This is a genomic window from Candidatus Zixiibacteriota bacterium (genome assembly GCA_034003725.1).
In the GTDB taxonomy this organism is placed as follows: Bacteria; Zixibacteria; MSB-5A5; order GN15; family FEB-12; genus WJMS01.
Window position 1 is genome coordinate 24,352 of the sequence record JAVEYB010000015.1, and the last position, 16,599, is coordinate 40,950.

Annotated in this window: 29 protein-coding genes and 2 tRNA genes; all 31 read left to right on the forward strand. The window is 58.5% G+C overall.

Annotated features, from left to right (window positions below; all coding sequences use genetic code 11):
* Positions 1 to 13 precede the first annotated feature (13 nt).
* Complete coding sequence (gene rplX, locus RBT76_14040; protein ID MDX9858906.1) at positions 14 to 334, forward strand: 50S ribosomal protein L24; 321 nt, start codon at positions 14 to 16, stop codon at positions 332 to 334.
* 12 nt (positions 335 to 346) lie between these two features.
* On the forward strand, positions 347 to 886 hold the full coding sequence (rplE, locus tag RBT76_14045; GenBank protein ID MDX9858907.1) for a 50S ribosomal protein L5: 540 nt from the start codon (positions 347 to 349) through the stop codon (positions 884 to 886).
* A gap of 8 nt (positions 887 to 894) precedes the next feature.
* A complete protein-coding gene (locus tag RBT76_14050) occupies positions 895 to 1,080 on the forward strand; it encodes a type Z 30S ribosomal protein S14 (GenBank protein MDX9858908.1) in 186 nt (61 codons plus the stop codon).
* A gap of 35 nt (positions 1,081 to 1,115) precedes the next feature.
* Entirely contained in the window at positions 1,116 to 1,517 is a 402-nt protein-coding gene (rpsH, locus tag RBT76_14055) for a 30S ribosomal protein S8 (protein ID MDX9858909.1), read from the forward strand.
* Positions 1,518 to 1,532: 15 nt separating this feature from the next.
* Positions 1,533 to 2,072 carry a 50S ribosomal protein L6 gene (rplF, locus tag RBT76_14060; protein ID MDX9858910.1) on the forward strand — a complete coding sequence of 180 codons (540 nt, stop codon included), beginning with the start codon at positions 1,533 to 1,535 and terminating at the stop codon, positions 2,070 to 2,072.
* Positions 2,073 to 2,096: 24 nt separating this feature from the next.
* Positions 2,097 to 2,468 (forward strand): 50S ribosomal protein L18, encoded by a 372-nt coding sequence (rplR, locus tag RBT76_14065; protein ID MDX9858911.1) that lies wholly within the window; start codon positions 2,097 to 2,099, stop codon positions 2,466 to 2,468.
* Between the two features lie 38 nt (positions 2,469 to 2,506).
* Complete coding sequence (gene rpsE, locus RBT76_14070; GenBank protein MDX9858912.1) at positions 2,507 to 2,989, forward strand: 30S ribosomal protein S5; 483 nt, start codon at positions 2,507 to 2,509, stop codon at positions 2,987 to 2,989.
* A gap of 26 nt (positions 2,990 to 3,015) precedes the next feature.
* Complete coding sequence (gene rpmD / locus RBT76_14075) at positions 3,016 to 3,201, forward strand: 50S ribosomal protein L30 (GenBank protein MDX9858913.1); 186 nt, start codon at positions 3,016 to 3,018, stop codon at positions 3,199 to 3,201.
* A gap of 29 nt (positions 3,202 to 3,230) precedes the next feature.
* Positions 3,231 to 3,671 carry a 50S ribosomal protein L15 gene (gene rplO / locus RBT76_14080; GenBank protein ID MDX9858914.1) on the forward strand — a complete coding sequence of 147 codons (441 nt, stop codon included), beginning with the start codon at positions 3,231 to 3,233 and terminating at the stop codon, positions 3,669 to 3,671.
* On the forward strand, positions 3,668 to 4,984 hold the full coding sequence (gene secY / locus RBT76_14085) for a preprotein translocase subunit SecY (GenBank protein ID MDX9858915.1): 1,317 nt from the start codon (positions 3,668 to 3,670) through the stop codon (positions 4,982 to 4,984). Before rplO ends, secY begins: the two co-directional genes overlap by 4 nt.
* A gap of 2 nt (positions 4,985 to 4,986) precedes the next feature.
* On the forward strand, positions 4,987 to 5,547 hold the full coding sequence (locus RBT76_14090; GenBank protein MDX9858916.1) for an adenylate kinase: 561 nt from the start codon (positions 4,987 to 4,989) through the stop codon (positions 5,545 to 5,547).
* A 16-nt stretch (positions 5,548 to 5,563) separates the two neighbouring features.
* On the forward strand, positions 5,564 to 6,310 hold the full coding sequence (map, locus tag RBT76_14095) for a type I methionyl aminopeptidase (protein MDX9858917.1): 747 nt from the start codon (positions 5,564 to 5,566) through the stop codon (positions 6,308 to 6,310).
* An 11-nt stretch (positions 6,311 to 6,321) separates the two neighbouring features.
* The gene (gene infA / locus RBT76_14100) at positions 6,322 to 6,540 is read left to right on the forward strand and encodes a translation initiation factor IF-1 (protein ID MDX9858918.1); all 219 of its coding nucleotides are present in this window, start codon (positions 6,322 to 6,324) and stop codon (positions 6,538 to 6,540) included.
* Positions 6,541 to 6,564: 24 nt separating this feature from the next.
* Positions 6,565 to 6,681 carry a 50S ribosomal protein L36 gene (rpmJ, locus tag RBT76_14105; GenBank protein ID MDX9858919.1) on the forward strand — a complete coding sequence of 39 codons (117 nt, stop codon included), beginning with the start codon at positions 6,565 to 6,567 and terminating at the stop codon, positions 6,679 to 6,681.
* 38 nt (positions 6,682 to 6,719) lie between these two features.
* Positions 6,720 to 7,106 (forward strand): 30S ribosomal protein S13, encoded by a 387-nt coding sequence (rpsM, locus tag RBT76_14110; GenBank protein MDX9858920.1) that lies wholly within the window; start codon positions 6,720 to 6,722, stop codon positions 7,104 to 7,106.
* Positions 7,107 to 7,122: 16 nt separating this feature from the next.
* On the forward strand, positions 7,123 to 7,530 hold the full coding sequence (gene rpsK, locus RBT76_14115) for a 30S ribosomal protein S11 (GenBank protein MDX9858921.1): 408 nt from the start codon (positions 7,123 to 7,125) through the stop codon (positions 7,528 to 7,530).
* A gap of 37 nt (positions 7,531 to 7,567) precedes the next feature.
* The gene (gene rpsD / locus RBT76_14120; protein MDX9858922.1) at positions 7,568 to 8,194 is read left to right on the forward strand and encodes a 30S ribosomal protein S4; all 627 of its coding nucleotides are present in this window, start codon (positions 7,568 to 7,570) and stop codon (positions 8,192 to 8,194) included.
* A 33-nt stretch (positions 8,195 to 8,227) separates the two neighbouring features.
* A complete protein-coding gene (locus RBT76_14125) occupies positions 8,228 to 9,211 on the forward strand; it encodes a DNA-directed RNA polymerase subunit alpha (GenBank protein MDX9858923.1) in 984 nt (327 codons plus the stop codon).
* Between the two features lie 21 nt (positions 9,212 to 9,232).
* Positions 9,233 to 9,664, forward strand: a complete 432-nt coding sequence (gene rplQ / locus RBT76_14130) for a 50S ribosomal protein L17 (protein MDX9858924.1) — start codon at positions 9,233 to 9,235, stop codon at positions 9,662 to 9,664.
* Between the two features lie 246 nt (positions 9,665 to 9,910).
* On the forward strand, positions 9,911 to 10,381 hold the full coding sequence (locus tag RBT76_14135; protein ID MDX9858925.1) for a hypothetical protein: 471 nt from the start codon (positions 9,911 to 9,913) through the stop codon (positions 10,379 to 10,381).
* A 67-nt stretch (positions 10,382 to 10,448) separates the two neighbouring features.
* A complete protein-coding gene (gene plsY / locus RBT76_14140) occupies positions 10,449 to 11,105 on the forward strand; it encodes a glycerol-3-phosphate 1-O-acyltransferase PlsY (protein MDX9858926.1) in 657 nt (218 codons plus the stop codon).
* Entirely contained in the window at positions 11,098 to 12,108 is a 1,011-nt protein-coding gene (locus RBT76_14145; protein MDX9858927.1) for an NAD(P)H-dependent glycerol-3-phosphate dehydrogenase, read from the forward strand. Before plsY ends, RBT76_14145 begins: the two co-directional genes overlap by 8 nt.
* Before the next feature lie 25 nt (positions 12,109 to 12,133).
* Positions 12,134 to 12,484, forward strand: a complete 351-nt coding sequence (locus RBT76_14150; protein ID MDX9858928.1) for a MerR family transcriptional regulator — start codon at positions 12,134 to 12,136, stop codon at positions 12,482 to 12,484.
* Positions 12,485 to 12,552: 68 nt separating this feature from the next.
* A tRNA-Pro gene (locus tag RBT76_14155) sits at positions 12,553 to 12,630 on the forward strand.
* A gap of 54 nt (positions 12,631 to 12,684) precedes the next feature.
* Positions 12,685 to 13,374 (forward strand): HAD family hydrolase, encoded by a 690-nt coding sequence (locus tag RBT76_14160; GenBank protein ID MDX9858929.1) that lies wholly within the window; start codon positions 12,685 to 12,687, stop codon positions 13,372 to 13,374.
* A 10-nt stretch (positions 13,375 to 13,384) separates the two neighbouring features.
* Positions 13,385 to 14,065, forward strand: a complete 681-nt coding sequence (locus tag RBT76_14165) for a glycosyltransferase family 2 protein (GenBank protein ID MDX9858930.1) — start codon at positions 13,385 to 13,387, stop codon at positions 14,063 to 14,065.
* Positions 14,066 to 14,232: 167 nt separating this feature from the next.
* On the forward strand, positions 14,233 to 14,997 hold the full coding sequence (gene surE / locus RBT76_14170) for a 5'/3'-nucleotidase SurE (GenBank protein ID MDX9858931.1): 765 nt from the start codon (positions 14,233 to 14,235) through the stop codon (positions 14,995 to 14,997).
* Between the two features lie 83 nt (positions 14,998 to 15,080).
* Positions 15,081 to 15,154: transfer RNA gene (locus tag RBT76_14175), tRNA-Pro, on the forward strand.
* Positions 15,155 to 15,165: 11 nt separating this feature from the next.
* On the forward strand, positions 15,166 to 15,726 hold the full coding sequence (locus tag RBT76_14180) for a TIGR00725 family protein (GenBank protein MDX9858932.1): 561 nt from the start codon (positions 15,166 to 15,168) through the stop codon (positions 15,724 to 15,726).
* The gene (locus RBT76_14185; protein ID MDX9858933.1) at positions 15,723 to 16,007 is read left to right on the forward strand and encodes an acylphosphatase; all 285 of its coding nucleotides are present in this window, start codon (positions 15,723 to 15,725) and stop codon (positions 16,005 to 16,007) included. The genes RBT76_14180 and RBT76_14185 overlap by 4 nt, the downstream gene beginning before the upstream one ends.
* An 11-nt stretch (positions 16,008 to 16,018) precedes the next feature.
* Positions 16,019 to 16,543 carry an adenine phosphoribosyltransferase gene (locus RBT76_14190; protein ID MDX9858934.1) on the forward strand — a complete coding sequence of 175 codons (525 nt, stop codon included), beginning with the start codon at positions 16,019 to 16,021 and terminating at the stop codon, positions 16,541 to 16,543.
* The last annotated feature ends 56 nt before the right edge of the window (positions 16,544 to 16,599 follow it).

Sequence of the window (16,599 nt, forward strand, 5' to 3'; positions counted from 1 at the left end):
AAACGATGGGATCATGCTGATACGTAAAGGTGATACGGTCTACGTGCGAACCGGCTCCGACAAGGGCAAGACCGGCCGCGTCCTGCACGTGTTTCCGAAAAAGAACCAGATCCTGGTGGAAGGCGTCAATATGCGCAAGAAACACCAGCGGCCGAGCCAGAAAGCGCGCAAAGGCGGCATCGTGACCAAGGAGGCTCCGATCCACATCTCCAACGTCGCATTGTACAGCAACGCGCTCGGCGGACCGACCAAGATCTCCAGCCGTACCATCACCGAGTCCGGCGGCGTCAAACGGCGGATTCGTGTCGACGCCAGAACCGGCGAGGAGATCTAAAGGGATAGCACCATGGCAAGATTAAAGGACAGATACATGAACGAGATTCGGCCGAAGCTGATGACTGAAAACGGCTATCGGTCGATCATGGAAGTGCCGGCGCTGACCAAGATCACCGTTAACATCGGTGTGGGCGAGGCGACGCAGAATTCGAAGACGCTGGATGCCGCGGTCGCAGATCTGACCGCGATCACCGGACAGAAGCCGCTGGTTACGCGGGCCCGCAAGTCGATCTCGAATTTCAAGCTGCGTCAGGGCATGCCTATCGGCTGCATGGTGACGCTGCGGCGCGAAAAGATGTACGAGTTTCTCGACCGGCTCATCAACGTCGCCATGCCGAGAATTCGCGACTTTCGCGGTATCAACCCCAAGGGATTCGACGGCCGCGGCAATTTCAACCTCGGGCTCCGCGAGCAACTGGTGTTTCCGGAAATCGAGTACGACAAAATCGACAAAATCCGTGGTATGACCATCACGTTCACCACGACCGCGCGCACCGACGACGAGGCGCGGCAGTTGTTGACCGAGCTGGGCATGCCGTTCCGTCAGTAGGGATATAGATGGCTAAAAAGTGTTTGATCGAGAAGCAGAAGCGTTCGCCGAAGTACAAGGTGCGCGGTTACAACCGCTGCCGCCGGTGTGGTCGCCCCCGCGCGTTCCTGCGCCGGTTCGGCATTTGCCGTATCTGTTTTCGTGAGATGGCCCTGGCCGGTGAATTGCCCGGCGTGGTGAAGGCCAGCTGGTAAAGCGGCCCAGAAGATAGGCTGAGGAGTATCGTACTATGAGTATGACCGATCCGGTCGCGGACCTGTTGACCAGGATTCGCAATGGAGCGCAGGCAAAGAAACCGGCAGTCGACGTTCCGGCGTCGAAGCTGAAACGCGAAATCACGCGCATTCTCAAGGAGCATGGTTTCATTCGCGATTACATTGACCTGCCGGACAACAAGCAGGGGATCCTGCGAGTGTATCTGCGCTACAGCGCGGGCGACGTGCCCGTCATCCGCGGTCTTCAGCGGGTTTCGACGCCGGGCCTGCGTCGCTACCTGGACGCCGAAGCAGTGCGACTCTCGACCAAAAACACACGCGGCATCTCCGTCGTCTCGACGTCGTCGGGCGTGATGACGAATTACGACGCCGCCAAGAAAAACGTCGGCGGCGAAGTTCTGCTGCGGTGCTGGTAACGAGAGGAAGCCAAGATGTCGCGAGTAGGTAAATTACCGGTTCCGATCCCGGGCAAGGCGAAAGTCGAAGTGTCCGGGCGGACTGTCAAGGTCACCGGGCCCAAAGGAGTCCTTTCCAGGGAAATCCATCCGAACGTCTCGGTGGCGGTCGAGGGCTCCGAGGTGGTCGTGACACGGTCAAGCGATCTCAAGAAGGACCGTGCCCTGCACGGGCTGACCCGCGCGCTGATCAACAACATGATCGTCGGCTGCACGCAGGGGTATACCCGCGAGTTGCAGATCGTCGGTATCGGCTATCGCGCCGAGATCAAAGACAAGGCGCTGGTGCTGTATCTCGGCTATTCGCACGCGATCGCGCTGATTCCGCCCGACGGAATCTCGATTAACGTGCTGCCGAAAGAGAACAAGATTATCGTTGAAGGCATTGACAAGGAACTGGTCGGATGGACCGCGGCCAAGGTCCGCTCGTTCCGCAAACCGGAGCCGTACAAAGGCAAAGGCATCCGGTATGTCGACGAGCAGGTCCGTCATAAGGCCGGCAAGACCGCGGGTTAAGCCGCATCCGAGGTATAGGCGAGTATGGCTGACAAAAACATCGTCAAATTCAAGAAGGCTGAACGCCGTCGCAGTCGCGTTCGCGGCAAAGTCGTCGGTACCCCCGATCGGCCCCGGCTGACCGTCGCCAAGTCTCTCAACAACGTGTTCGTGCAGATTGTCGACGACCGCAACCGGACTACGCTCGTGGGACTGGCGACCAACTCGAAGGACATGCGCGACGCGCTGGAGGCGAAGTCAAAGACCGAGGCCGCCAAAGAGGTCGGCAAGAAGATCGCCGAACTGGCGAAAGCCAAAGGCATCGAAACCGTGGTGTTTGATCGCAACCGTTATCTCTTTCACGGGCGGGTCAAGGCGGTGGCCGACGGCGCCCGTGAGGGCGGTTTGAAGTTCTGAACCGGTACGCAGAGATCTGGAAATAGAGCGAGGTAAGCTTGGCACGTTTCGAAATGGACAGCCTCGAACTCGAGGAGAAAGTAATCAACGTCAACCGCGTGGCCAAAGTGGTGAAGGGCGGCCGTCGCTTCAGCTTCACCGCGCTGGTGACCGTGGGCGACAAGAAGGGGAAAGTCGGCGTCGGGCTCGGCAAAGCCCCGGAAGTGTCCGAGGCGATTCGGAAAGGGACCGATGCCGCGCGGCGCAACATGCAGCGGATCAACCTGGTTGAGGGCACGATTCCGCACCAGATCGACGGCGTCTACGGCGCATCGACCGTGGTGATGCGTCCGGCCGCGCCCGGAACCGGTGTTATCGCGGGCGGCGCCGTACGCGCCGTACTCGAGACACTCGGCGTTCAGGATATCCTGGCCAAGACGCTGGGCAGCCGTAATCCCAACAACGTGGTCAAGGCCACGATGAACGGTTTGATGGAACTGCGCACCCGTGAACAGGAGCAGGAGTTCCGCAACCAGGCGTAGCCTGGCCGCGTGAGAGGATGATCGTTATGGGCAAACTCAAAATCACCCAGATCCGGAGCACGATCGACCGTAAAGAACCGCAGAAGCGCACTATCAAGGCGCTCGGTCTGGGCCGCATCCGCCGCTCGGTTGTGCACTCCGATACGCCGCAGATTCGCGGCATGGTCAGGGCCGTGAGTCACCTGGTCACGGTCGAAGAGGTCAACGAATAGCAACGCACGAAATTGGATAGAGGCTGACGATGGATTTACACTCCCTGAAACCGCCGACGGGTGCGACGAAGGATCGCAAGCGCGTCGGCCGCGGCGCCGGCTCGGGGCTGGGCGAGACATCCGGGCGCGGGCACAAGGGACAGAAGGCCCGCAGCGGCAACCGGCGCAGACACGCCAGCGAGGGCGGACAGATGCCCCTGCATCGCCGGCTGCCCAAATACGGTTTTACCAATATCTTCAAGAAAGAATACCAGATCGTCAACGTGGCCGACCTGGCACGGTGTGATACCGGCGAAGTGACCATCGAAACGCTCAAGCAGGCCGGACTCGTGAAAAAGACCGACATGCCGGTCAAGATTCTCGGTAACGGTTCTCTCGATAAAGCGCTCACCGTGAAAGCGAGCGCCTTCTCCAAGTCGGCTGTCGCCAAGATTGAAGCTGCAGGTGGAAAAGCCGAGGTGGTCGCGTGATAGACACATTTGCCTCGATTTTCCGAATCGAAGAACTCCGACGGCGAATATTATTCACTCTAGGCATGCTGATCGTCTATCGGATCGGCGGACATATCCCGACTCCGGGCGTCGACGGCTCCGTGCTGACACAGGCCTTGTCCGGTGACTCCATTTTCGGGCTGCTTGACCTTTTCGCCGGCGGCGCGTTCGCGAAAGCGACTATTTTTGCGCTCGGCATCATGCCGTACATCTCGGCTTCGATTATGCTCCAGCTGCTCGGCGCGGTCGTCCCGTACCTCCAGCGTCTCCAACGGGAGGGGGAAGAGGGTCGCCGCAAGATCACGCAGTATACGCGCTACCTGACCGTGCTGATTGCCGCGCTGCAGGCCTGGGGTACGGCCGGTTTCATTTCTACCATTTCCTCGGGAACCGGCATTTCCGCGGTCCACATGAGTTCGACGTGGTTTATTCCACTGACGATCATCACGTTCACGTGCGGTTGTATTTTTATCATGTGGCTCGGTGAGCAGATCACCGAACGCGGGATCGGCAACGGTATCTCGTTGATTATTTTCATCGGTATCATTGCGCGCTTCCCCGACGCCGTCGTCGAGGAGATCCAGATGCTCTGGCACGGAACGCGGGGCTTCATCACCGAGATTCTCATGGTCGCCATGATGCTCGCCGTGATTGCCGCCGTCGTGCTGATCACCCGCGCCCAACGCCGCATCCCGGTGCAGTACCCGCGTAAGGTAGTTGGCCGCCGCGTGTTTGGTGGGGCGACGACGCACCTGCCGCTGTCGGTGAACTCGGCCGGCGTCATTCCGATCATTTTCGCGCAGTCGATCATGTTTCTGCCGTCGACCATCGCACAGCTTCCCTATTTCCGCGATACCGACTGGATTCAGAACCTGATCGCATACACGCTGGCGCCGGGAGGCTTCTGGTATTCGATTATCTACGCGCTGATTATCATTTTCTTTGCCTACTTCTACACCGCGATCGTTTTTAATCCGATGGAGATTGCGGACAACATGCGGAAGAACGGCGGCTACATTCCGGGCATCCGGCCCGGCAAAAACACCGCCCAATACGTTGAGAAGGTTCTGACCAGGATCACGCTGCCGGGCGCGCTGTTTTTCGCGGCGATCGCCGTGTTGCCCTGGGTGCTTATCAGTCAGGCCGGTGTCAACTACTTCTTCGGCGGTACCGGTCTTCTGATCGTGGTCGGCGTGGCGCTGGACACGCTGCAGCAGATAGAGTCGCACCTGATGATGCGCCACTATGACGGTTTCTTGAAGAAGGGCAAGATCCGCGGGAGATCGATGTAACCATGAATCTGGTGTTTCTGGGCCCACCGGGGTCAGGGAAGGGCACTCAGGCCGTTCGCGTCGCGCGGCAACTTGGAGTCACGCACCTCTCGACGGGTGACGTACTCCGGGAGGCGGTCAAAAACGGCACCGCCCTCGGCAAGCAGGCCGAAGGATATATGAAGCGAGGCGAACTGGTCCCCGATGACCTGATCATCGGTCTGATCGAGAACAAGATTACCGGCGGCGCGCTCGACAACGGCTTCATACTTGACGGTTTTCCGCGCACGATGGAACAGGCGCGCAGCCTCAAGACAATGTTCGAGAAGAACAAGATTCGTCTCGACAAGGCGATCCTGCTGAAGGTTTCCGACCAGGAGATCATCAAGCGCATCGCCGGACGGGCGGCAGCCGAAGGGCGCGCCGACGACACCGAAGACGTCGTGCGCAACCGTTTGGACGTATACAATAAGCAGACTAAGCCGATCGAAGTGTTTTACCGGGAAGAGTCGATCCTGACGGAAATCCAGGGTGAGGACACCATGGAAAACGTCTTCCAGAAGGTGATGTCTGCGCTGAAATGACGAATGCGGATCCGGCGTGATCATTCTGAAGTCGACAGAGGAAATCGAGATGATGCGGCAGGCCGGTCGGGTAGTCGGCATGACACTCGACATGGTCGGGCAGAAGATCAGGCCGGGCATGACTACGAAAGAACTGGATACGTTGATCGAAACCTTTTTGACAGATAATGGCGCGATACCGGCTTTCAAGGGTTATCACGGTTTCCCGGCATCGGCCTGCATCTCGGTCAACGACGAGGTCGTGCACGGCATACCGGGTATCCGGGTCATCCGCGAGGGTGACATCGTGTCGGTTGATGTCGGTTCGATTGTGGACGGCTGGTACGGCGACTCGGCCCGCACCTATGCGGTGGGCACGGTCCCCAAGGCCTGGTCAAACCTGCTGGAGGATACGCGGCTGGCCCTTATGGCTGGTATTGACAAAGCACGAAAAGGCCATAAATTGGGTGAGATTTCTTCGACCGTGCAGCGGGCAGCCGAATCCAAAGGCTACGGCGTTGTGCGTCAGCTCGTCGGCCACGGCATTGGCCGTTCCATGCACGAGGAACCTCAGGTACCGAACTTCGGTTCCCGCAACGAGGGTCCCGTACTGAAAACCGGGCTCGTCATAGCGATCGAGCCGATGATCAACCTCGGCACTCGCGAGGTCAAGACGCTTGCTGACGGGTGGACGGTCGTGACGGCTGATGGACAGCCGTCGGCCCATTTTGAACATACGGTCGCGATAACCGACAATGGGCCCGACATCTTAACCGTCGCGTAAACAGGGAGCGTATGGCCAAAGAAGAAACAATTACGGTGGAAGGAAAGGTAATCGAGCCGTTGCCGAACGCCATGTTTCGTGTGGAACTGGACAACGGTCACGTCGTTCTCGCTCACATCTCCGGCAAGATGCGCATGCATTTTATCAAAATTCTGCCGGGCGACAAGGTGACGCTTGAGTTGTCACCGTACGATCTGAGCCGGGGACGCATTACCTACCGCTATAAATAGTCTGAGTAAGGACGGGTTGAGGCGATGAGAGTAAAATCGTCGGTCAAAAAGCGCTGCGAACATTGCAAGATTATCAAGCGGCGCGGCGTCCTGCGCGTGATTTGTTCCAAGAACCCAAATCACAAGCAGCGCCAGGGCTAAAGAGAAGTATATTCGGCTGGAGATAAAGGAGAGTTTCATTGGCTCGTATTGCCGGGGTAGATTTACCCAAAAACAAGCGCATTGAAGTCGGCCTGCGCTACATCTACGGGATCGGCCCGCGTATCGCAAGCGAGATTCTGAAAAAGACGGGTGTGAACCCAGATACGCGCGTTCACGCATTGACCGATGAAGATGTCGCCAAGCTCCGCAGTGTGATCGAAAACGATTACACGGTTGAAGGCTCCCTGCGTGGCCAGGTATCCATGCATATCAAGCGCCTGATCGACATCGGCTCCTATCGCGGCTTGCGACACCGTCGCGGCCTGCCGGTTCGTGGACAGCGCACCAAAACGAACGCACGGACCCGGAAGGGCCCCAAACGTTCGATCGGCGGACTGAAAAAGAAACCGGCCGGCAAAACTTGATCGGCAGTGATTCAATATAAAGAGGTTACCAGTGGCTAATCCGAAAAAAGGGCGCCCCAAAAAAGCGAAACGGCATATCGAGTCGAGTGGCGTCGTCCATATAAAAGCGACCTTTAACAACACCCTTATCTCCATTACCGACTCGTCCGGGCGGACCCTCTCCTGGGGTACCGCCGGCAAGGTAGGGTTCAAGGGTTCGAAGAAGTCGACGCCGTTCGCCGCCCAGATGGCGGCTGCCGAAGCGGCGAAAGAAGCGATGGACATGGGTCTTCGCAGGGTTGAAGTTTGGGTGAAGGGTCCGGGTTCCGGCCGCGAAGCCGCGATCCGGTCGCTGTCGGCCGCCGGGCTCGAGATCACCTTGATCAAGGATGTCACGCCGATTCCGCACAATGGCTGTCGTCCTCCCAAGCGTCGTCGCGTCTGATGTGAACTGTTTGGTGAAGTAGTATAGAGGAGAGTCAATGGCTCGTTATCGTGATGCCAACTGCAAGCTGTGCCGTCGTGAAGGCGAGAAGCTCTTTCTGAAGGGCTCGCGCTGCCTGAGCGAAAAGTGCGCGATCGAACGGCGGCAGTTCCCGCCCGGTCAGCACGGCCAGAACATCCGTCGTAAGATCTCGGCGTACGGTCTGCAGTTGCGCGAGAAGCAGAAAGTCAAGCGGACGTACGGTGTCCTCGAGCAGCAGTTCCGGAATTACTTCCGCCGAGCGGCCGCCGGGACCGGCGTGACCGGTGAAGCGTTGTTGCAGTTGCTCGAACGCCGCCTTGATAATCTGGTTTACCGGCTCGGGTTCGCCCCGTCGAGAAAGGCAGCCCGCCAGCTCGTTCGGCACCGGCACATTCTCGTCGGCGGCAGAATTGTCGATATCCCGTCCTACCAGGTCAGGCCGAACGAGGTCATCCGGGTCAAGGATGCATCCAAGAACCTCGATCTCATCCACGACTCGCTGAAGTTCAGCCGGGGCGACGAAATCCCGTGGCTGCGACTGAATAAGGCGGCGCTTGAGGGTGAACTGCTGGAAATCCCGAAGCGCTCGGATATCCCGCTGGTCGCCAACGAACAGCTCATCGTGGAGTTGTATTCCAAGTAAGATCATAACCCCCTGTGGGAGGTCTGTTCAGGTATGAAGTGGAAGCCAATTACTATGCCCAAGGAGGTCGTATCCGACCAGTCCTCGGCGACCGAGAACTACTCGCGCTTTATTGTCGAACCGCTGGAGCGCGGCTTCGGGGTCACGCTCGGCAACTCGCTGCGCCGGGTTCTCCTGTCCTCGATTCAGGGCGCCGCGGTTGTGTCGATACGCATCAAGGGCTGTCTGCACGAATTCGCCACTATTCCCGGGGTGTATGAAGACGTTACCAACATCGTGCTCAACATCAAGAATCTCATCATACGCATGCACGCCGATGAGATGCAGACGCTGTCGCTGAAGGCCAATCAGAAAGGCAAGCTGACCGCCGGCATGTTCACCGGAACTCCGGACATCGAGATTCTCAATCCCGACGTGCACGTCTGCGAACTGACGGACGACGTCGAGTTCGACATGGAGATCGATATCACCTCCGGTCGCGGCTATCATGTCGCCGAAATGAACAAGCGCATGGATGCCCCGGTCGGGACCATTTATGTCGACTCGCTGTTTTCGCCGGTGACAAAGGCGTCGTACCAGGTGGAGAACACCCGCCTCGGTCAGAAGACCGATTATGACCGGCTGATCATGGAGCTGTCGACCAACGGCGCCATCACGCCCGAGGATGCCCTCAGTTTCGCGGCCAAACTCCTCAAGGATCACCTCCAGTTGTTCATTCACATGGACGAAGAGATCATGGTCGAAGAAGAGCAGGCCGAGGATGAAGAGGTCCTCCGTATCCGCACCCTGCTGAAGACGCGGGTCGATGAACTGGAGCTGTCGGTGCGCTCATCCAATTGTCTGCGCGCCGCCAATATTCAGACACTTGCGGATCTGGTCACCAAGACCGAATCGGAAATGCTCAAGTACCGCAATTTCGGCCGGAAGTCCCTCAATGAGATATCCACCCTGCTCGAGCAGATGGATCTCCATTTCGGGATGGACATCGACAAATTTATGGAAACGCAAAAGGCTTAAGCCACGAGTTGAGAGTCAGTCATGGGACATCAGGATAAAGTCAAGAAGCTCGGCCGCACCAAACCACACCGGGAGGCGATGCTGGCCAATATGGCCATGTCGCTGTTCACCCATCGGGTGATCAAGACGACCGACGCCAAGGCCAAGGCCCTTCGGCCTGTGGTCGATCGCATTATCACCCTTGCCAAAAAGGACACGCTGGCGTCGAAACGGCAGGTGGCCCGCACTATCCACGTCAAGGAAGTGTTTAAGAAGCTCTACACCGATATCCTGCCGAATCTGGCTGATCGCAATTCGGGCTATACCCGGGTCGTCAAGCTGGGAGTGCGGCGGGGCGATGGGGCCCCGGTGTCGGTCGTGGAACTGCTGACCCCGGCGCCGGTAGTAACCGAAGACAAGAAAGACAAGAAGGCGAAGAAGCAGGCGTCGGCCGCCGCCAAAACGCCCTCATGAGAGAAGGCGGGCGTCCCAACCGGGATATTCCGCCCAGAGTCAACCGCCGCCTGGCCGTACAGACATCGCGAGCCCGCCTTGAGCGGGCTCTTTTTTTACCCGCGTCTATTTACTTGCACGGCATCAATCGAACCCGTATATACTGTTGAAGAAGAGCATGACATTGGGTGGCAAACTGGTTGTCCCCGATCCGGTTGAACGTCGACACGCTTCATAACCGATCAGTGAATGGAAGGGAGTCTGCACATGGCTGAGGGGAAAGGTATGTCGAAGGGCTGCACGGTCGCGCTGATCGTCGCCGGCGTTATTCTCATTCTGATCATCGCGTTGGCGGTGACATGCTATTTCTACTGGGGCGACGTAGTCAAGTCCTCCACCACCGCACTGGTCGGAGAGGTGAAGTCGGTGCTCGCCGCAAATCCGCCAGAAGGGGTCGATACGACGCAGTTCGACGCACTTGCCGATGCTTTTGTCGAGCGCTTTGATCCCGGCAATATGAAAGCTGAAGATTACGCTCCGGTGGTCGCTCAGCTCAGCGAAGTTCTTCGTGATAAACAACTTACGGCCGACGAAGTGAGCCGGTTGAGCGAATCGATGGTTGCCCTGTATCCTGATCTGGACCGGTTTCTCCCGTCTTCCACGGCTGAGCCTGCCGAAGTTGACATTGCGGATCCGGACTCCACCGACGCGGTTATGGACACCGCCTCAGGACTGTAGCGGCCGAATCAGTGCACAGGTCGGCCGGGCGTGTCCGCGCGCCTGCCGACTCGGCTTTTAGGACTCGATGGAGCTGGCCCGAACCATTCTGCCCGTCCTGGCGGCGTATCTGCTGGGGGCGATTCCCTTTGCCCTCATCATCACGCGCCTGGCCGGGATCGACGACCTGCGAAAACACGGATCGGGCAACCTGGGGGCAACCAATGTCTGGCGGGTCGCGGGCGGCAAAGTAGCCGCCGTTGTCTTCGCGCTTGATATCGGAAAAGGAGTGCTCGCAATCATGCTCGCCCGGCTTGCCGGGCAATCGCTGATCGATCAAGATTTGTTTCTTGTCATCTGTGCCGCTGCAGCCGTGATCGGCCATATCTTCCCGGTCTACATCGGGTTCAAAGGCGGCAAAGGTGTCAATACTGCATTGGGCGTCATGATCATGTTGTTGCCGCTTGAAACGCTTATCGCACTCGTTGTATTCCTGATTGTGGTGATCTTGTCGCGTATGATATCGCTCGGTTCGATAGTCGCCGCGCTGGTGCTGCCCGTGGCGGTAACACTCGAGAGATTTGTCTTGGAGCGCCCCGTGGCCCTTACATACCTCGTGCTGACCGTGTTTCTTAGCCTCGCGGTTGTTGTGGCGCATCGGTCGAATATCGCTCGTATCGCTGCCGGGACGGAGAACCGCCTGACCTTCGGTACGAAGCCGCGAAAGGATGCCCCCGATGGCTGAGCGCATCACCATTCTCGGCGCCGGATCGTGGGGCATGGCGATGGCCGCGCACCTCGATCGTTGTGGCCATCGCGTCGTTCTTTGGGAGTATGACCGCGCGGCTTATGAGCAATTGCGCACCTCCCGTACGCAGCCGGATAAGCTTCCGGGCGTGCAGTTGGCCGATTCCGTCGAGATCACGAACGATCTCGCCCGTGCCGTCAAGCGGTCTGACATCCTCGTACTCGCGACCCCGGCCCAGTATCTCAGCAGCCTCATTCGTAACAACGTCGACGTGTGCAGTCATGCCGGTGTCATCGTCAACCTCGCCAAGGGCGTCGAAAACGGCAGCCTCCGGCGAATGTCGGAGATCATCAGAGATGAAACGCACCGCGCCGAACGGCTGCGTATCGTGACCCTTTCCGGGCCGTCGCATGCCGAGGAGGTGGCGATGGACATGCCGACTACGGTCGTGTGCGCCGGCACCGATGAAGATGCAGCGCGCCGGATACAGGAGATGTTCAGCGGGGGTAACTTCCGCGTCTACTACTGCGCCGACTTGATCGGTGTCGAGTTGGGCGGTTCGCTCAAAAACGTGATCGCGATTGCTGCAGGGATCGCCGACGGTCTTGGCATGGGAGACAACGCCAAGGGCGCGCTGATTACGCGCGGTCTGGCGGAAATCACGCGCCTGGGGGTGAGCATGGGGGCCGCGGCCGAAACGTTTGCCGGGCTCTCCGGCGTAGGTGACCTCGTTGCCACCTGTTTCTCCCGCCATAGCCGAAATCGGTCGGTAGGCGAACGCATCGGTAAAGGTGAGAAGCTCGCGGACGTTCTGAAGAGCATGACGATGATCGCGGAAGGGGTGGCTACGTGCCGATCTGCCTGGGAACTGGCCATCCGGTATGGTGTCGAGATGCCCATCACCGCCCAAACCTACCAGGTGCTGTTCGACGGCAAGGCGCCTGCAGAAGCGGTTGCTGATCTTATGGGGCGAAGTCTCAAAGCGGAAATATGGCAGTGACGATAGCACTAAACAGGTGTCCACTATGACTACCAAAAGCGCCGAAGACAAGCGATACTACTCGATCAGCGAGGTGTCGCAGATGACCGGACTCGAGGCGTACGTCCTGCGGTACTGGGAAAAGGAGTTCCCGACTCTCCACCCCCGGAAGAATCGACGCGGGTCACGCCTCTATACCGTCAAGGATATCGAGTTGATCAACCAGATCAACCACCTGCGGACGAAAGAAAAGCTCACGATCGCCGGCGCCCGCAACAAGTTGATGCTGCGTCGTCCGTCCGAAGAAAAGACGGAATTGGTCAAAACGGCCCGGGCGCAGACGCTGATCAAGCAGATCAAGAAGGACATCGAGGATCTTCTCAAACTTTTCCCTTGAATTCTGTCGGTCAGCTTGTAGATTGAAAGGCTGTCGGCGCAACGGTGCCGGTAGAGTCGCGATGATGTCGGAGCGTAGCGCAGTCTGGTTAGCGCACTCGCTTGGGGTGCGAGAGGTCGGCCGTTCGAATCGGCTCGCTCCGACCATTTCTCGACGGTGAACCCTGCCGATGGTACAGAACTTCCGCGTCCAAAAGCACCATGAGCAATGACCCCCGTCTTCCTGCTCCCGTTCTCTGGTCGCTGATCATTTTCGACTGTGACGGCGTACTGGTCGACAGCGAGCCCATTACCAATCGTATCTTCCGCCGAATGCTCAACGAGATTGGTCTCGAAATCAGTCTCGAAGAAACGATGTCGGTTTTTTTGGGACGGACCATGGATGACTGCGTCGGAATAATCGAAGATCGCCTCGGCCACGCCGTTCCCGACAACTTCATCGAGCAGTATCATCGACGCATTATACCGGCGTTTGAGAGGGAGCTCAAGGCCGTTCCGGGAGTCGAGACTGTTCTCGACGCCATCCCGGGGCCGACCTGCGTGGCGTCAAGCGGCGCTCACGAGAAGATGCGCGCGACGCTCGGGGTTACCGGGCTGCTGTCGCGATTCGAAGGGCGACTTTTCAGCGCAACGGAAGTTCCCCGGGGCAAGCCGTTTCCCGATCTCTTCCTGCATGCCGCAAAGACCTTTGGCGCCGAACCGTCGCGATGCGCCGTGATTGAGGACTCCGTCCCCGGTGTTCAGGCGGGCCGGGCGGCGGGAATGCATGTGTTTGGATACGCGGGGTTCACGCCGTCGGCACGACTGGAGCAGGCCGGCGCCCTCGTGTTTCACCACATGCGTGAACTGCCCGTTCTACTCGAAGAACACGGTCGCAGGCTCCTGCTCTGATGGTGTGACGATGGTTGCCGATCACGCCAATGACACGCTCGTTCTCGTCCCCGCCTACAACGCTTCCGAACACCTTCATGAATTGGTCTCCCGAATACGTGTGTATGTGTGTGACACGAACCTGCTCGTCGTGAACGACGGCTCCACCGACAATACGGAGGCCATTCTACAGCGCGAAAACATAACGCATCTGACGCTGCCCGTAAACAGGGGAAAGGGAACCGCCCTCCGCGCCGGATTTCGGTATGCCTGTGACCACGGGTATCGTTCGGTTCTGGCGCTTGATGCCGACCTGCAGCACCTGCCCGAGGAGATTCCTCGCTTCTTCGCCGTTGACGACGGTACGCGGATTGTCCTTGGCGTGCGACAGTTCGATCCGGCCGTGATGCCGTGGCACCGGCGGTGCTCGAATAACCTTACTTCGCTGATCATCTCGGTTTTCAGCGGTCGACAGATTCGTGACAGCCAATGCGGGTACCGCCTGCTGCCGGTCGAGTTCATCCGTCGAGTTCGTCTCAGCGGCGCCAACTACGATCTGGAGTCGCAGGTGCTTTTGCAGGCGTGCGCACTCGGGTACCCGATAGTGGAAATCCCCGTCACCACAGTCTACAATAACGCGCGCTCCCACGTCCAACCGGTGTGGGACATCGCGCGATTTGTGCGCCAAATCTGGCGGCGAATCTGGCTTTAGCGGCGCAAATGTGCTTGCCTTTCGGTTGTCGGCGGACTAAATACGGTCTATGCTCCACGCGACATCGCACTCACAATGCACGGTATGGCGGCATCACATGGCTTTGAGGATGGATCGAGGGGGATGTGTCTCACGGCGAATGCTCGCGCACGTGTCGGAGTGGCCGCATGCCTAAACGTGAACTCCGCATCCTGCTGACCAACGACGACGGTTACTTTTCCGACGGTATTAACGCGCTGTTCGACGAATTGTCGCAGTTTGCGACTGTCTTCATCGTAGCGCCCGACCGTGAGCAGTCAGCCAGTTCGCATTCCCTGACGCTGAACCGACCGCTGCGAGTACATAAGATCGACGCCCATCGGTACACCACCGACGGCACGCCGACCGACTGCGTTATGCTCGCCATGCACCTGATATTCAGTAAGCGCAAACCCGACATGATATTGTCCGGCATAAACCACGGCGCCAATATGGGTGACGACGTTACCTATTCGGGGACTATCGCTGCCACCATCGAAGGCTCCATCCTCAAGATCCCCTCCATCGCCGTCTCCATGGCCAACTACGAACCCGGGATGTCGATGGCATTCGCGGCCCAGTTCGTCAGCCGGGTTGTCCGGGCCTACCCGGCACTGGGACTGACGCCGAGCACGTTTCTGAACATCAATCTCCCGGCTGACAACGGTCGCCCGTATTCCCGGTATGAATTCACGAGACAGGGGATACGCCAATATAAGGATATTATTGTCCATAAACGCGATCCCCGGGGCAAACCGTACTACTGGATAGGTGGTCGCCCCAAGTGGCGTCGATTGAAGGGCTCGGACTTCTCGGCGGTGGCTCGCGGTATCGTATCGATCACGCCCTTGCGGCTCAATTTTACCGATCAGGACTCCCTCGACCGTTTCCGGGCCGGAACGTACAAGCTGTGATACTGGATCTGGTTGCCCGTCCGTTGGAGGAAAATCTGTTGACAAATCCGAAGGCGGGTGTATCATATAGCTCTGTTTTGATTCGGGGCGTAGCGCAGTTTGGTAGCGCGCTTGGTTCGGGACTAAGAAGTCGCTGGTTCAAATCCAGTCGCCCCGATTTTTTCACCGGTGTTCGGCCCGAACAACATCGGAAGCCGCAGTATCCTTGTCTCATGTTCATTTCATTGGATCAACCTGTACAAAAAGGGCCAGTTCATGCCTGCAAGCCGAAAGCCGATCATCGCGGTGGTGGGGGCGGGCAAGTGTTCTCGCAAGCTGCGGGACCGGGCCGCCGAGGTTGGGCGCTATGTCGCCGAACACGGCGGTGTCGTAGTCTGCGGGGGCCTGGGGGGGATCATGGAAGGAGCCGCCAAGGGGGCGAAAGAGGCAGGGGGCACGACCATTGGAATCCTGCCGACCAGCGAGCGCAGCGATGCCAATGACTACATTGATTTCGCCATACCGACCGGGCTCGGCGAAGTGCGCAACGTGCTCGTGGTACGAACCGCCGACGTTGTTGTGGCCTTCCCCGGCAAGTACGGCACACTTACCGAGATTGCGTATGCCCTTCACGCGGGCAAGCCTGTGATCTCGATAAACGCCTGGCGATTGGGCGACGAAATGACGTATGTGGAAGACCCGGTTGAGGCCGCCCGACTTGCTATGGAAATGGCGGAGAAACGCCTATGAAACAAACGGCCGCCGCCGAACTGCATATCACTGGTCTGGTTCAAGGAGTTGGCTATCGATACTTCTGCAGTCGCGAGGCCTCGCGCCTCGGTATCACGGGGTGGGTCAAGAATCTCTCCGACGGTTCGGTGCGCGTCATGGCGGAGGGAGAGAGACAAGATATCGAGACGCTGATAGAACGACTCCGCGTTGGTCCGTTTGGCGCCCACGTCGACACCATTGAAATCACCTGGCGGTCGCCTGGCGGTTGTTATGACACATTCGCAATCACCCACTACTGAGTTTGAGGTTTATGGAGTATCTCAAATCGTATATACGCGAGGTCCCGGACTTCCCCAAGAAGGGAATCCTCTTCTATGACATCACCACGCTGATGGAGAATCCCACGGGCTTTAAGACGGCACTTGATGAGATGGAGAAGTACGTACGATCCGTGAAGGCCGACAAAATCGTGGCGATAGAATCGCGCGGATTTATCTTTGGTGCAGCGCTGGCGGATCGTCTCGCCCTTCCGTTTGTGTCGGCTCGGAAACCGGGGAAGCTGCCCGCCCGTACGATATCCCAGGAGTACGCGCTCGAATATGGCACTGACCGGCTCGAAATGCACGCGGATAGCGTGAACGCCGGTGAACGGGTGGTGGTGGTCGACGATCTGATTGCGACCGGCGGTACGCTGAAAGCCGTCTGCGCTATGGTGGAGCGTCTCGGCGGTGAGGTGGCCGGTATCTCGTCCGTCATCGCGCTCACCTTTCTCCCGTTCGAGGCGACTCTCTCCGGCTACGATCTGAACTACCTGATATCGTACGACAGCGAGTAAACCGCGCTTGCCGCACCGCGTCAGGTGTGCTACATTCTGAGATACGGCCGCCGGGC